This is a genomic window from Ruegeria sp. CJ3 (genome assembly GCF_056536725.1).
The window spans coordinates 231168-245282 of sequence record NZ_JBQFQE010000003.1 but is presented as its reverse complement, the minus strand read 5'-3'; the positions used below and the strand labels follow the sequence as shown (position 1 = coordinate 245282).

Sequence of the window (14115 nt, the reverse complement as noted above, 5' to 3'; positions counted from 1 at the left end):
GGCCGCAGGCCGCCGCGTCAGCGCTTTACAGCAACCCTTCCGCCCGCAGCAACTCTTGCATATTCGCCTCGGGGCGCGGGCCGATATGGCTGATCACCTCGCGCGCGCAGACATTTCCGATCTTCGCGCAGGTCTCGTAGTCGCGCCCCGTGGCCATGCCGAACAGGAACCCGGCGGCGAACTGATCGCCCGCGCCGGTCGCATCCACCGGCACCACCTTTTCGACGGGCACATCAATGCGTTGCCCTTCCGACAACACGGTCACTCCATCCCCGGACCGCGTACACACAACCAGCCGACAGATCGCGGCGGTTTTTGCCAGCGCCTCTTCCAGATCGTCGGTTTCGAACAGCGATTTGATCTCGGCCTCGTTGCCGATCACGAAATCCAGTTCATTCTCGATCAGCAGCAGGAAATCGACCCGGTGACGTTCCACACAGAACGGATCGGAAATCGCGATCCCCGCCTTGCCGCCGCCTGCGTGACAGTTCCGCGCCGCCTCAAGAAATGCTGCCTTGCCCTTTTCCTTGTCGAACAGATAGCCCTCAAGGAACATGATCTGACTGTTGCCCGCCACCTCGCTGGAAACGTCCTGCGATGACAGCTCGGACGAAATCCCCAGATAGGTATTCATCGACCGCTCGCCATCGGGCGAGACGAAGATCATCGAACGCGAGGTCGGCAACTCGCCCCCCGGCACCGGCGGGTTCACGAAATCGACCCCATCCTCGTTCATCGCATCCGCATAGAACCGGCCCAAAGCGTCATCATGCACACGCCCGATGAACGCGGCGTCAAGCCCCAGCGCACCGGCCCCGGCAATCGTGTTCGCAACCGAGCCGCCGGGTGTCTGCACCCGACCCTCCATCGAGGCATACAGCACCTCACCGCGCTCCTGCTCGATCAGCTGCATGATGCCTTTTTCGATGCCCATCAGTTCCAGAAAACTGTCATCGGCCTGGGAAATCACGTCCACAACGGCGTTTCCGATACCGGTGAGTTGGTAGGTCTTCATTGGGTCTTGTCCTCGAATTGACAGAGATCACGGATGATGCAGGTCGGGCATTGCGGCTTGCGCGCCTTGCAATGGTACCGCCCATGCAGGATCAGCCAGTGATGCGCATGGAGTTGAAAGTCGGTCGGGATGTTATCCTCGATGGCGCGTTCCACCGCGTCCACGTGTTTGCCGGGGCAGATGCCGGTGCGGTTGCCGACGCGAAAGATATGCGTGTCCACCGCCTGCGCCGGATAACGCCACCACATATTCAGCACCACATTGGCCGTCTTGCGCCCGACACCCGGCAGCGATTGTAGGGCGGCGCGCGAGTTTGGCACCTCGCCATCATAGTCCTCGACCAGAATGCGGCTCAGTTTGATCACGTTCTTCGCCTTCTGGCGGAACAGGCCGATGGTTTTAATGTGCTCGATCAGACCCTCTTCGCCCAGATCCAGCATCTTTTGCGGCGTGTCGGCGATCTTGAACAGCTCTTTCGTGGCCTTGTTGACGCCCGCATCGGTGGCCTGCGCCGACAGCGCCACGGCAACGACCAGAGTATAGACGTTCACATGGTCCAGCTCACCCTTGGGTTCGGGGTCGGCGTCGTGGAAACGCGTAAAGATCTCGCGGATCGTGTGGTAATCAAGTTGCTTTGCCATGCGCGCCTTAATGCCGACCAAGGGGCCGTGACACAAGCCCAAAGCCAATGCGCAAGTTCCGGGTCGCAGGGGGCCGGTGCGCGCGCTATGGTTTTTGGAAACGAACCGAGGTGAACGCCATGAATGTCCAGACACCCGAAAGCGGTTATCACTATAACGTCATGCGCCGCGCCATCGACCTGATCGATCAGGGCGGCGAGGGGCTGAGCCTGGATGAGCTGGCCCGCCAGATGGACATGAGCCCCGCCCATTTCCAGCGCCTGTTCTCGCGCTGGACTGGTGTGTCGCCCAAGCGGTATCAGCAATACCTGACGCTGGGCCACGCCAAGGCGTTGCTGCGTGAACGGTTCACCACGCTGGAGACAGCGCATAACGTGGGTCTTTCGGGCAGCGGTCGCCTGCATGATTTGTTCCTGAAATGGGAATCCATGAGCCCCGGCGAATACGCCCGCAAGGGCGAAGGGCTGACGATTTATTGGGGCTGGTTCGACTGCCCCTTCGGCCCCGCTCTGGTCATGGGCACCGACAAGGGCATCTGCGGTATCGCCTTCGGGTCCGAGACCGGCGAAGCGGCGGCGATGGAGGACATGGTCTCACGCTGGCCGAAAGCGGAATTTTTGGAAAATTCCGCGCGCCTGCACCCATGGGTGCAAGGCGCGTTTGGCGCCGACCGGTCCGAAACCCCGCTGCATCTGATCGGCTCACCCCTGCAGATCAAGGTGTGGGAGGCGTTGATGCATATCCCATCGGGTCAAGTGACCACCTATTCCGAGATTGCGCAGCGCGTGGGCTCGCCGCAGGCGGTGCGCGCCGTAGGCACGGCGGTGGGTCGAAACCCGGTCAGTTGGCTGATCCCCTGCCACAGGGCTTTGCGCAAATCCGGCGGTTTGGGTGGTTATCACTGGGGCCTGCCGGTCAAACGCGCCATGCTGGCCTACGAGGCAGCGCAGGCCGAGGCTTGATTGACAACATGGGCCATCGGTGTCAGAAGCCGCCGCAGGTTCGGGTCTCCTGCCGTTCGCGGCCCTTTGGCTTTGGTGAAACCCGATGACACCACATCTGTTGCCCTTTCCTGGCGCGCGGATGGCAATGCGAACCCCGTCCTGATGTCGCGCCCGTTCAAGGAAACGAGGCATACCATGACCAAATCACACGATATCGCTCCGGTGGCGAAGCTGAAAACGCAGGCCAAACGGCTGCGTGCCCGATTGCAGACCGAAGGCATTGCCCTGTCGCATAGCGCGGCGCTTGAACTGCTGGCCCATCAGCACGGGCTGCGCGACTGGAACACCCTGCGCGCCATGGCGGCCAACCGGGTGGACCTGCAGGTCGGGAACCGCGTCGAAGGCCGGTATCTGGGGCAGCCCTTCACAGCGGAAATTCGCGGGATGACAAAGCTGAGCAATGGGGAACAGCGCCGGGTGACATTGCAGTTCGACACGCCCGTGGATGTGGTGCGGTTCGACAGTTTCTCATCGCTGCGCCAGCGCGTGACCGGAGAGATCGGCTGGGACGGCCGCTCGACTCGGCGCACCTCGGACGGAGAGCCGCAGCTGGTGGTCCGCCCCGCCTGAAATAATAAAGCGAGGCACCCTGCAGGGTGCCTCACAACTGGATCACGAAGGGCGCTTACTCGGCAGCCCAGCCGCCGACGGCCTTGACCTCAAGGAAATCTTCCAGCCCGAAAACACCGCCCTCGCGCCCGTTGCCGGATTGCTTCATCCCCCCGAACGGAGACCCCGCGCTGCGCGATTGCCCGTTCATCTCGACCATTCCTGACCGCAGATGCCGCGCCATACGATTTGCGCGCGCGCCGTCCTGCGTCTGGACATAGTTGGTCAGCCCATAAGGCGTGTCATTGGCGATCTCGATCGCTTCTTCTTCGGTATCAAAGGGGATCATGGTCAGGACCGGGCCAAAGATCTCCTCGCGTGCGATTGTCATCTGGTTGTTGGCATCGGCAAAAACCGTGGGGCGGACAAAATACCCCTTGTTCAGACCTTCGGGCCGTCCGGTGCCGCCCGCAACCAGCCGCGCGCCTTCGTCGATGCCCTTCTGGATCAGGTCTTGAATCTTGGTCCACTGTACCTCGTTTACGACGGGTCCGATATGACGACCTTCGTCCATGGCAGGCCCGACCGAGACCTTGCTGGCCACCTCAGCCGCAGTCTCGACCGCCCTGTCATAGATCGGGCGCTGCACCAGCATCCGGCTGGGCGCGTTACAGCTTTGGCCGGTGTTGTTCATCATATGCAGCACGCCGCGTTTCACCGCTTTTTCATCCGCATCGGCAAAGACCACATTCGCGCCCTTGCCGCCCAGTTCCAGATGCACCTTCTTCAGCGTCTCGGCGGCATTCTTGGAAATCGCCGTCCCCGCGCGGGTCGAGCCGGTGAAGCTGACCATATCCACGTCCTTGTGGCCGGACAGTTGCGAACCGACACCCACGCCATCGCCGTTCACCAGATTGAACACGCCCGCAGGGAAACCCGCCTCATCCATCATCTCGGCAAAGATCATCGCGTTCAGCGGGCTCTGCTCCGACGGCTTCAAAACCATCGTGCAGCCCGCAATCGCCGCCGCACCGACCTTGAGCGTGACCTGATTCATCGGCCAGTTCCAGGGCGTGATCAGGGCGGCCACACCCACGGCCTCATAGATGATCCGGTCATTAGGGGCGTGATCGCCCAGCGGGCGCTCGAATTCAAACGCCTTGGCGGCGCGGATGAAGTTCTTCAGGTGCCAGATGCCCGCGCCCACCTGCTGGGTGCGCGCCATATCGATCGGCGCGCCCATCTCATGCGACATGGCCTGTGCCAGATCCTCAGTCCGGGTGCTGTAGACTTCGACCAGCCTTTCCACCAGCGCGATGCGGTCCTCGACCGGAGTTGCCATCCAGCCGGGCAGGGCGGCCTTGGCTGCCGCGACCGCTGCATCGGTATCGGCCTGCGTACCCAGCGAGATCACCGCGCAGGGCTCTTCGGTTGACGGGTCGATGACGTGGAAATCATTTGGCTCTGCCGCCGGGACCCATTTGCCGTTGATGTAGAAATCGCGCTTTTCGATCATGAATTGTGCCTCCGCATCGCAAGAAATCGACCGTCTGGTCGGTTTATTTCCAACAGTGTCATCGCCGGTGCTCCGGGGCAAGGGGAAAGCTTCGGGCCTGCGAGCCGGGGGCAGACTTACCTTGCGTCAGGAATGAGAGGTTTAACCTGACCGCAAAGTGACTAAGTTGGCAGCAGCCGAGTCGGCCAAGAACCAAGACAGAGGAGACGCCCCATGGGTTTGCGCATAAATGATACCGTCCCGAATTTCACAGCAGAAACCGATCAGGGAACCATCCAGTTCCACGACTGGATCGGCGACAGCTGGGCCATCCTGTTCTCGCACCCCAAGGATTTCACCCCTGTCTGCACCACCGAGTTTTCGGCGGTGGCGCAACTGAATGACGAATGGGCCGCACGCGGCACCAAGGTGATCGGCGTCTCGGTCGATGGCGTTGAGGACCACAAGAAGTGGAAGAAAGACATCGAAGCCTATGGCAACGCCAACCCCGGCTTCCCGATCATCGCCGATGATGGTCTGGCCGTGTCGAAAGCCTTCGACATGCTGCCTGCCGAAGCTTACCTGCCCGACGGCCGCACCCCCGCCGACAGCGCCACGGTGCGGTCCGTGTTCATCATCGGGCCGGACAAGCAGCTGAAGCTGTCGATGACCTATCCGATGACCGTGGGCCGCAACTTTGCCGAGATCCTGCGCGCGCTGGACGGATTGCAGATGTCGTCCAAAGGAGTCGCGACACCTGCCAATTGGGTGCCGGGTGAGGATGTGATCATTCCTCCTGCGGTGTCGAATGAGGATGCCAAGGAGAAGTTCGGAGAGTTCGAGACGATCTTTCCTTACTTGCGCAAAACCAAGGCACCGGTTTGATTTGAAAGCTGGTCAGGGGGGCTGTCTGCCCCCCATCGCGCCCGGATGGGCGCGATCCCCCCCGAGGATATTTTTGGCCAGATGAAGCAGGCGGGCGGTTTTCGGGCTTTGCGGTGCGCAGGCCTTATGGACGCGCGAACTGACGCCGAGGTTGCGTTCAGATGGCAAGCCGGTTGCGTGTTTTGATGAGTGCCCTTTGAAACAGGCGCGAGGCAGGCAGGCCAATCCGCGCGCCGCCCCGGTCAGCGGAATAGCCGAGCGCATTCAGGATTTCCACATCTTCGAGGCCTGCCCATGCGGGGTATGCGGGCTCGCCACCATCCCGGACGGCCCGGACCATGGCCTGAACCAGGCATCCGACGGCGATCTGCTCGTCATTTAGGTTGTGGCCCGCCAATGGGTTGGTCCATTCAACCACCCCGTCCGGCATCTCGACGCGGATGGCCTTGAGCCCTGCGGCGTCTTCGAAGCGCTGAAACGTGCTGACCATGGCCGGCCCGGTGCCCGCGGCAAACCTGGCTTCACCCGGCAGCAAGGTGCCGCTTGAACCATAGGTGATCATGCGCGGCGCATTACGGTGCGGGGACTTTTCGTAGTCGGGCGAGAACCGATGGATAAAGAAGCTGCCATCGTCAAATGTCACCGTCCCGCGCATCCAGCATTCATCCGACACCATGTGCGAACGCACGGCCTGCGCGGACTGCGGTTGGCGATCCCGTCCGAGCAGCTCTCGCATCAGGCCGATGCCGTGATAGTCGAACACGGCGAAGTCGTTGACGACCGACGTGATGTCTCCGATCAGACCCAGAGAAATCATCTTTTTCTGCAGGCGGATTTCGGGCAGGAAAGGAAACTGTTCGGCAATCCCGACCAGCGCGTTGTGGTTTTCGATTTTGCTCAGTAGTTTGCGGCCTGCGCGTTCGTTCCAGCAAAATGGCGTCTCGAGCAACAGCGGAATACCCCGGTCGGCCATGACCGGATAGAACCAGTCGATCTGATCCGGCGGCACCGCGACGATCAGAAGCTCGGGGTTTTTGTCCCGGATCAAAGCGTCAAGATCTGTGCCCACGGACCACCCCGTCAAGTCGGCCAACCGCTCCGCCCCTGCGTCGCTTGCCGTGACCGCGCCGCAGATATCAGCCTCGTGCGACAGCGCCTGCATGGCTGGCGCATAGATCGACCGGACGCGGTCACCGCCGCCTACAAAGCCGACGCGGCAGCGATCTGGTTGATGTGCAACTGCCGCGGCTGCCGATTTCCGCGCAGAGACGTGGATATGGTCAGCCAGCCGCAGCGACAGGGCGACCAGCGTTTGCGTCGGGTTCATGTGACTGTTGGTGGGGAACACGGAACTGCCTGCGATGAACAGGCCTTCGACACCATGAACCTGGCAATTGACGTCGACAACACCATCGGACGGATCCAGCGCCATGCGGGCGGAACAGGCAGGGTGGGCCAGGTCCAGAAGGCCGCTGCGCCAGGCGTCGAACCCCTGTTCCAGCCAGGCGGGGCGCTGATAGGCATCGTCAATGCCCAGACGCCGGGTTTCCAAATGAAAGGCGTTTTCGACGGCGCGTACGGTCTGGTATTCGCGCTCTGAAATGCGCCAGTCGATGCGTGCCAGCGGGACCCCGAACCGGTCGGTCTGGTCGGAAAGGCTGACACGGCTGTCCGGTTGCAGCTCTTGTTCGACAACGCAGCCGACGACGCTGCGGTCGGGGCGGTTCAGGGGCGGCACCTTCGTGACCAGCCGGGCATGAGCGCTGGTGGCCAGACCGTAAGGATGCCGCAAGGCCGCTGCGACATCGGCCAGCCCTCCGGTCCCGCCCTTCAGGCCGCGCAAGCCGCGGGCCAGCGTGGACAGAGGGTTCACCTCGGACCCGAATTCGGCCAGATGCAGGGCGGCGTTCAGAAGGCCTTGTTCGCGTTGAATGTCATCCGACAGGCGTAGACCCAGACAATGAACATGATGCGATCCGAACCGGGGGTGCCAGCGGTTTCCCAGACGCTTGCGCACTTGGGTGCCTTTCCCCTTGTCGAATGCGGCGACCTCGGTGAAGTGGTGATCGGCGAGGTAACGCCCGACCTGATCATGCGCGTTGCCCAGACCTGCGGGGTTCCGGGATCGTGATGCCAGCAACAGCCGGGGGGTCTGAATGCCGCCGCAGGCCAGCACCACGCGCGGCGCTGCGATCTCGACCGATGCCCCGGCGTCGTTCATCACCTGCACGCCGCACACCTGACCCTGGTCCGGGGTGGTGAGAATTTCGGTCACGGTGGCTGAGGTCAGTATCTGAACCGTTTCGCTGGCCTCCAACTCGGCCCGGTGGCGTTCGCCGACATTGATGGATGTCGGCGCTCCGGTGTGCTGGAGCATGTCGCCGGGCATGTCGCCCTCGGGTGTGAAATGTCTGATGTCCGAGGCATCACCGGTGTTGGACTTGCTGAATTGCCAGATGACGGGTTTGAACATCGAGGACGCAAAGGGCGGCGTGTCAAAGGCCTTGCCCAGTTCGTGCTGTGCCTTTTCTGCCGACCGGGTCGGGGCGAGGCCAAGGAACCGGCCCGCTCTCTGGTAATACGGCGCCAGTGTCTCGCGCCCGATTGGCCAGCCCGTGCCGGGCAGCCACGGCCGCCGGGCATAGTCTATGGGGTCGAATGCGCCGCAACGCCCAGTCCACAGCGCGCTTGTGCCGCCGAATCCGCGGCAGGACACCTCGGCATGGGGGGCCCTGGTCTGTCCGACCTGTTCGAATGCGTTCAACTCGTCGCCAGATGCGCTGCGGGTGGTGTCGCCGCTTTCCAGCACCGCAACGTTCAGCCCCGAGCCCAGAAGTTCGGTGGCGATGGAAAGGCCCGCCGGACCCGAGCCAACGATGATGATGTCGAAATTCAGCTTTGGGGAAGAAATCTGGCTAAAGCACCGAAGGACCATTAAACGACTCCACCGGGTGGCCCCGGCGTTTCTTGAGAAAACGATTAAAACACTTGTGGTTGACTATAACGAGGAATCCGGAAACCGCGCAACATCGGACCGGATGGCCGCTGATCCTGCGTGGGTTTATTCGAGATCATGAAAAAACCCCGGCCGAAGCCGGGGTTTGTTTCTTAATTTGAGAGGGAAGAACAGATTACTCTGCGTCTTCTTTCTTTTCTTTCTTCTCAGGCACGATCTCTTCGCCGGTTTCCTGATCGACCACTTTCATCGACAGGCGGACCTTGCCGCGATCGTCAAAGCCCAGCAGCTTGACCTTTACTTCCTGACCTTCCTTCAGAACATCCGAAGGGTGGTTCAGGCGGCGGTTTTCGATCTGGGACACGTGGACCAGACCGTCGCGCTTGCCAAAGAAGTTCACGAAGGCACCGAAGTCGACGATCTTGACCACTTTACCGGTGTAGACCTGACCCTCTTCCGGCTCAGCAACGATCGAGTGGATCATTTCGTATGCCTTCTTGATCGATTCACCATCGGGCGAGGCGATCTTGATAACGCCGTCGTCGTTGATGTCGACCTTGGCGCCCGACACTTCAACGATTTCACGGATGACCTTACCGCCCGAACCGATCACTTCGCGGATCTTGTCGGTTGGGATGTTCATGGTTTCGATGCGCGGGGCGTGGACCGAGAATTCGTTGGTCTCGGACAGGGCTTTGCCCATCTCACCCAGAATGTGCATCCGGCCGTCCTTGGCTTGCGCCAGGGCTTTCTCCATGATCTCGGGCGTGATGCCCGCGACCTTGATATCCATTTGCAGCGAGGTGATGCCGTTTTCGGTACCTGCCACTTTGAAATCCATGTCGCCCAGATGGTCTTCGTCACCCAGAATGTCCGACAGGATGGCATAGTTGCCGTCATCTTCCAGGATCAGACCCATGGCCACACCGGCAACCGGTGCTTTCAGCGGAACGCCCGCATCCATCATCGACAGCGAGCCGCCGCAGACCGACGCCATCGAGCTGGAGCCGTTGGATTCGGTGATCTCGGACACGATGCGGATCGTGTAGGGGAAGTCGGTTGCCGCAGGCAGAACCGCCTGCAGGGCGCGCCATGCCAGCTTGCCGTGGCCGATTTCACGACGGCCCGGGCCACCCACGCGGCCAACTTCACCAACCGAGTAGGGCGGGAAGTTGTAGTGCAGCAGGAAGTTCGATTTGAAGTTGCCGTGCAGCGCGTCGATGAACTGCTCATCGTCACCGGTGCCCAGCGTGGTCACGGCCAGCGCCTGCGTTTCACCACGGGTGAACAGGGCCGAACCATGGGTCCGCGGCAGCATCGAGGTTTCCGCAACGATCGAGCGGATATCGGTGGTCGAACGACCATCGATCCGCTTGCCGCCTTTGACGACGTCACCGCGCAGAATGCCAGCTTCCAGCTTTTTCATCGCGGAACCGAGATTGCCGTCTTCCAGCTGCTCTTCGGTCAGCGCTTCCTTGATCGCCTCACGGGCAGCGGCAACAGCGGCGGTGCGCTCTTGCTTGTCGGTGATCGCGAAGGCGGCGCGCATCTGCTCTTCACCGGCAGCTTTGACGGCAGCGTACAGGTCCGAATAGTCGGGGGCCTGGAAGTCAAACGGCTCTTTCGCGGCATCTTCAGCCAGCGAGATGATCAGGTCGATCACCGGCTGGATCTGCGCATGCGCAAAGTTCACCGCGCCCAGCATTTCGGCCTCGGACAGCTCGTAGGCTTCCGATTCCACCATCATCACGGCGTCTTTGGTGCCGGCCACAACCAGATCCAGACGCTGTTCAGGGTTCAGGCGTAGGTCCTGCATGTCGTCGACGGTCGGGTTCAGAACGTATTCACCATCCTCAAACCCAACGCGGGCACCGGCGATCGGGCCCATGAAGGGCGCGCCGGAAATGGTCAGAGCAGCCGAGGCAGCAATCATCGCCACGATATCGGGATCGTTGACCAGATCGTGCGACAGCACGGTGCACATCACCAGAACTTCGTTCTTGAAGCCGTCAACGAACAGCGGGCGGATCGGGCGGTCGATCAGACGCGCGGTCAGCGTCTCTTTCTCGGTCGGGCGCGCCTCGCGCTTGAAGAAGCCGCCCGGAACCTTACCGGCGGCATAGTATTTTTCCTGATAGTGGACGGTCAGCGGGAAAAAGTCCTGACCCGGTTTTTGCGCCCGTGCAAAGGTCACGTTTGCCATGACGCTGGTTTCACCCAGCGTGGCAATCACGCTGCCGTCAGCCTGACGGGCAACCTTGCCGGTTTCCAGTGTCAGCGTCTCTTCGCCCCACTGCATTGATTTCTTCGTTACATCAAACATATGCGTATCCTAGAACGGAGCACTCCCGCCCCTGCGGGTCTCCGGTTTGCATGGCGGCCCCATTGCCGCCGACCCCAGTTTATCTTCCATTCGAGTGCCGAGGTCAGGGCACAACGTCTCAGATACCCGCGCGCATACATGAGAATGCGCGCGAAGGGAAGGGACAAGACGGCGGAAGGTGTGCCGATTAACAACCGCTGTAATTCTTGTTGCCACTAGCGGTTATCGTGTAGGTCCCACCGCGTGGACCAGTATAGCATCTGGAATAGGATCGTCTGGCGCTAGGTACAGGTCGGCGGTACGTCGACACCCTTCGGATCTGTGCGCTCCACTCGCAGGCCAGACCGTCGCCATCACCATCAAGGTTATGCGGATCTGAGATTGGACCACCGGAAGCCAGAAAGAACTTCTGAGCTGCTGCGCCATTTGGAAAGTCGTCACAGTCGTATTGGTCCAAGCCAGCGGCAGCGGGCCTTGAATAGATCGTCTTTCCAGCGTTCGACAGACTGAACTGACCATAGTTGCCCAAAGCACATTGGTTGACCTTGCGCTCGGCCAGTTCCGCTTCGATCATGAGTTTGCCACGGGATGTGGTTCGCGGCTGAAAATAGGCAGCGCACAATTCTGACGTCGATGCCTGAGCGACTTTGGAGGATAGGGCTTCAGGTGAAAGAAGATCAGCGGAGCACGCAGATAAAAGCACTATCACAAAAGAGAATAAGACACGCATCAGAGTCCTCAACTTGCCTAAGAATGCTGCAGTTTTGGGCGGGATCGAACGGTTGAAATGGGGAACGACATCAGCGTCGAAGACTTAGCGACCTGTGAGACTCTTTGAAAGAGGTAAGCTGGTCCAGCGCGGGACGGTCAGACAGTACGGATGTGTTTTGCTCGCTAACATTCCTAGTGAGGAATATATTTTGTGAAATTTTCATGTCGGTATAGGCTGTTACCACGAAGCTTGCGGTCGATATGACGGAAATGCGCCAAGGGACAATACTCTCCTCTCCGTCCGCTGGCCGAATACCTTGGCGTTTGCACTTGTCGAACAGAAGGGCAGACGAATGGCACAAACCAAGAAAATGCTGGATCCGGATCCCCGGATTTATGACTTCGAGACCGAATATGAGCTTGGGCAGGATAACGTCCGGCCTTTCGGTCTGGATATTCACAACCCGGTCTTTTTGATCTCAAGCATCCTGATCTTTGCGTTCGTTCTGATCGCACTCGCCAATCAGGAGGCCGCGGCAACCTTTTTTGGCTGGCTCCGGCCCTGGCTGACCAGCACGTTTGACTGGTTCCTGGTCCTGTCGGTCGATGCAATCACCCTGTTCTGTCTGGTGCTGATCATCCTGCCAGTGGGCAAGGTGCGGATCGGCGGCAAGGACGCCAAGCCAGACTATTCCTATGCTGGTTGGATCGCGATGATGTTCGCCGCCGGTATCGGCATCGGGCTGCTGTTCTTCGGCGTGATGGAGCCGGTCTATTACAACTTTGCGGAAGGCGGCAACGCGGTGCCTCTGGGCATCGATATCGCGGTGCCGGGCAATGAATATGCAGGCATCGTCGGCACCATCCACCATTGGGGCCTCGAAGGCTGGGCGGTCTATGCGGCCGTGGGCCTGAGCCTTGCGATCTTTGCCTATAACCTGGATCTGCCGCTGACCCTGCGCTCGGCGTTCTATCCGATCCTGGGCGAGCGTGTCTGGGGCTGGTGGGGTCACATGATCGACACGCTGGCGGTCTTTGCTACGCTCTTTGGCCTGACCACATCGCTGGGTCTTGGCGCGCAACAGGTTGCGGCAGGCCTGAACGAGGTGTTCGGCATCGAACCCAGCCCGACCGTGACCGTCCTGCTGATCATCGGCATCACGCTGATCGCGCTGGGCTCGGTCCTGATGGGCATGGATGCAGGTGTCAAACGGCTGAGCGAGATCAACATGATCATGGCCGTGGGCCTGTTCATCTTTGTCATCGTCGTCACCGGCGTCGGCACCGCCATCGCGCGGTATTTCAACGTGATGGTAGATTACGTGACGCACCTTCCGGCGCTGTCGAATCCGTTCGGACGAGAAGACACCAGCTATTTCCACGGCTGGACAACCTTCTACTGGGCCTGGTGGATCGCGTGGTCGCCCTTTGTCGGCATGTTCATCGCCCGTATCTCCAAGGGCCGCACAGTGCGTGAGTTCATTCTCTGCGCCCTGCTGGCTCCCACGGCAGTTTGCGCGCTGTGGATGTCGACCTTCGGCGGTGCCGCCATCGACATGCTGAACGCAGGCGGAGCGGAAGGCGTTCGCGCCACGGTGATCGACAGCTACGCCCCCGAGGGCGCGCTGTTCGGCTTCCTGAAAGAACTGCCGCTTTACGGCATTGTCGCACCCATCGCACTGGTGCTGATCGTGGTGTTCTTTGTCACCTCGTCCGACTCGGGCTCGCTGGTGATCGACACGATCACCGCAGGCGGCAAGATGGATGCGCCGGTGGTACAGCGGGTGTTCTGGTGTACGCTGGAAGGTCTGGTTGCCATCGCGCTGCTGCTGGGCGGAGGCCTCGCCGCGTTGCAGGGGGCTGCGGTCTCGACCGGCATCCCGTTCACGCTGGTTGTTCTGGTGATGTGCTATTGCCTGTGGCTGGCGCTGAAATCAGAGCGGGCCAAGATGTAGGCCTTGGTTGTACCAACACGAAACGCCCGTCATTTGGCGGGCGTTTTTTCAGAGGTAGAGGAATGCCATGAGCCCTGTGCCGCCGTTCCAGTGTAGACAACGTACTGCAGGCAGTCAGATAGATTAGTCCAATTTCCGACTTTGCCATCTCAGAGAGCGGTAGTTAGTACTGCGGTCAGTTTGACAGATGACCACGATGGAATGAAACGGTCCTTACTAGCATTGGGTGCCGAAAGAGGGCGGCCTATGAGCCGCCCTCGTAGTTTACACCGACGTTGGGAAGTCAGGTGGAAGCGCCTGAGCTGGCGGTACGTCAGGAAACAAGCGCCCCTTCATCACGTCCGCGATCCGACCAAAATTGAGGCCAGTGTAGTACCCAGTAATCCACGAGTAGGGGATGCGCTGTTCGCGTGCCAGTTTGATTACGGACGCCATGGCAGGCGTCACTTTGCAGTCGTGCATCAATATCTCCATGATGCTGCGACCGTTATACAGTTGACGGATTCAGCGAAAAATCGCATATTCCTAAGAGAAGTTGGGCTGCACAACGGTCTAATTTTTCCTTGAGTTGCCGCTCAAGG

10 protein-coding genes are annotated in these 14115 nt (G+C 60.4%); 4 read left to right on the top strand and 6 right to left on the bottom strand.

The window, feature by feature from the left end:
• Nucleotides 1–25: 25 nt before the first annotated feature.
• Both ACR0J1_RS06940 and nth read right to left on the bottom strand, forming a co-directional pair.
• On the bottom strand, nucleotides 26–1015 hold the full coding sequence (locus ACR0J1_RS06940; protein WP_480731691.1) for an adenosine kinase: 990 nt from the start codon (nucleotides 1013–1015) through the stop codon (nucleotides 26–28).
• Nucleotides 1012–1656, bottom strand: coding sequence for an endonuclease III (gene nth / locus ACR0J1_RS06935; protein WP_480731689.1), 645 nt, complete (start codon nucleotides 1654–1656; stop codon nucleotides 1012–1014). The genes ACR0J1_RS06940 and nth overlap by 4 nt, the downstream gene beginning before the upstream one ends.
• A gap of 119 nt (nucleotides 1657–1775) precedes the next feature.
• Here nth and ACR0J1_RS06930 point away from each other — a divergent pair, with 119 nt between their 5' ends.
• Together ACR0J1_RS06930 and ACR0J1_RS06925 are read left to right on the top strand one after the other, a co-directional pair.
• The gene (locus ACR0J1_RS06930; RefSeq protein ID WP_480731687.1) at nucleotides 1776–2618 is read left to right on the top strand and encodes a methylated-DNA--[protein]-cysteine S-methyltransferase; all 843 of its coding nucleotides are present in this window, start codon (nucleotides 1776–1778) and stop codon (nucleotides 2616–2618) included.
• 177 nt (nucleotides 2619–2795) lie between these two features.
• On the top strand, nucleotides 2796–3230 hold the full coding sequence (locus tag ACR0J1_RS06925; protein WP_480731685.1) for a glyoxalase superfamily protein: 435 nt from the start codon (nucleotides 2796–2798) through the stop codon (nucleotides 3228–3230).
• Nucleotides 3231–3285: 55 nt separating this feature from the next.
• On the opposite strand, the gene ACR0J1_RS06920 is transcribed toward ACR0J1_RS06925, so the two are convergent.
• A complete protein-coding gene (locus tag ACR0J1_RS06920; protein ID WP_480731683.1) occupies nucleotides 3286–4725 on the bottom strand; it encodes an aldehyde dehydrogenase family protein in 1440 nt (479 codons plus the stop codon).
• Nucleotides 4726–4938: 213 nt separating this feature from the next.
• Between ACR0J1_RS06920 and ACR0J1_RS06915 the strand changes: the two genes are divergently transcribed.
• Nucleotides 4939–5589, top strand: a complete 651-nt coding sequence (locus tag ACR0J1_RS06915; RefSeq protein WP_480530310.1) for a peroxiredoxin — start codon at nucleotides 4939–4941, stop codon at nucleotides 5587–5589.
• A gap of 157 nt (nucleotides 5590–5746) precedes the next feature.
• Here the strand turns inward: ACR0J1_RS06915 and ACR0J1_RS06910 are convergent, their stop codons facing one another.
• From ACR0J1_RS06910 to ACR0J1_RS06900, 3 genes are all read right to left on the bottom strand, one after another.
• Nucleotides 5747–8524: an FAD-dependent oxidoreductase gene (locus ACR0J1_RS06910; protein WP_480731681.1), complete on the bottom strand. Its 2778-nt coding sequence runs from the start codon at nucleotides 8522–8524 to the stop codon at nucleotides 5747–5749.
• A gap of 196 nt (nucleotides 8525–8720) precedes the next feature.
• Complete coding sequence (gene pnp / locus ACR0J1_RS06905) at nucleotides 8721–10868, bottom strand: polyribonucleotide nucleotidyltransferase (protein ID WP_480731680.1); 2148 nt, start codon at nucleotides 10866–10868, stop codon at nucleotides 8721–8723.
• 187 nt (nucleotides 10869–11055) lie between these two features.
• Nucleotides 11056–11442, bottom strand: a complete 387-nt coding sequence (locus tag ACR0J1_RS06900) for an excalibur calcium-binding domain-containing protein (RefSeq protein ID WP_480732146.1) — start codon at nucleotides 11440–11442, stop codon at nucleotides 11056–11058.
• Between the two features lie 490 nt (nucleotides 11443–11932).
• Here ACR0J1_RS06900 and ACR0J1_RS06895 point away from each other — a divergent pair, with 490 nt between their 5' ends.
• Complete coding sequence (locus tag ACR0J1_RS06895) at nucleotides 11933–13534, top strand: BCCT family transporter (RefSeq protein ID WP_480731678.1); 1602 nt, start codon at nucleotides 11933–11935, stop codon at nucleotides 13532–13534.
• The last annotated feature ends 581 nt before the right edge of the window (nucleotides 13535–14115 follow it).

Coding starts and splice junctions, on each gene's coding strand:
- pnp (WP_480731680.1), bottom strand. CDS start 10,868: ATGTTTGATGTAACGAAGAAATCAATGCAGTGGGGCGAAGAGACGCTG.
- ACR0J1_RS06915 (WP_480530310.1), top strand. CDS start 4,939: ATGGGTTTGCGCATAAATGATACCGTCCCGAATTTCACAGCAGAAACC.
- ACR0J1_RS06900 (WP_480732146.1), bottom strand. CDS start 11,442: ATGATCGAAGCGGAACTGGCCGAGCGCAAGGTCAACCAATGTGCTTTG.
- ACR0J1_RS06940 (WP_480731691.1), bottom strand. CDS start 1,015: ATGAAGACCTACCAACTCACCGGTATCGGAAACGCCGTTGTGGACGTG.
- ACR0J1_RS06925 (WP_480731685.1), top strand. CDS start 2,796: ATGACCAAATCACACGATATCGCTCCGGTGGCGAAGCTGAAAACGCAG.
- ACR0J1_RS06910 (WP_480731681.1), bottom strand. CDS start 8,524: ATGGTCCTTCGGTGCTTTAGCCAGATTTCTTCCCCAAAGCTGAATTTC.
- ACR0J1_RS06920 (WP_480731683.1), bottom strand. CDS start 4,725: ATGATCGAAAAGCGCGATTTCTACATCAACGGCAAATGGGTCCCGGCG.
- ACR0J1_RS06930 (WP_480731687.1), top strand. CDS start 1,776: ATGAATGTCCAGACACCCGAAAGCGGTTATCACTATAACGTCATGCGC.
- ACR0J1_RS06895 (WP_480731678.1), top strand. CDS start 11,933: ATGGCACAAACCAAGAAAATGCTGGATCCGGATCCCCGGATTTATGAC.
- nth (WP_480731689.1), bottom strand. CDS start 1,656: ATGGCAAAGCAACTTGATTACCACACGATCCGCGAGATCTTTACGCGT.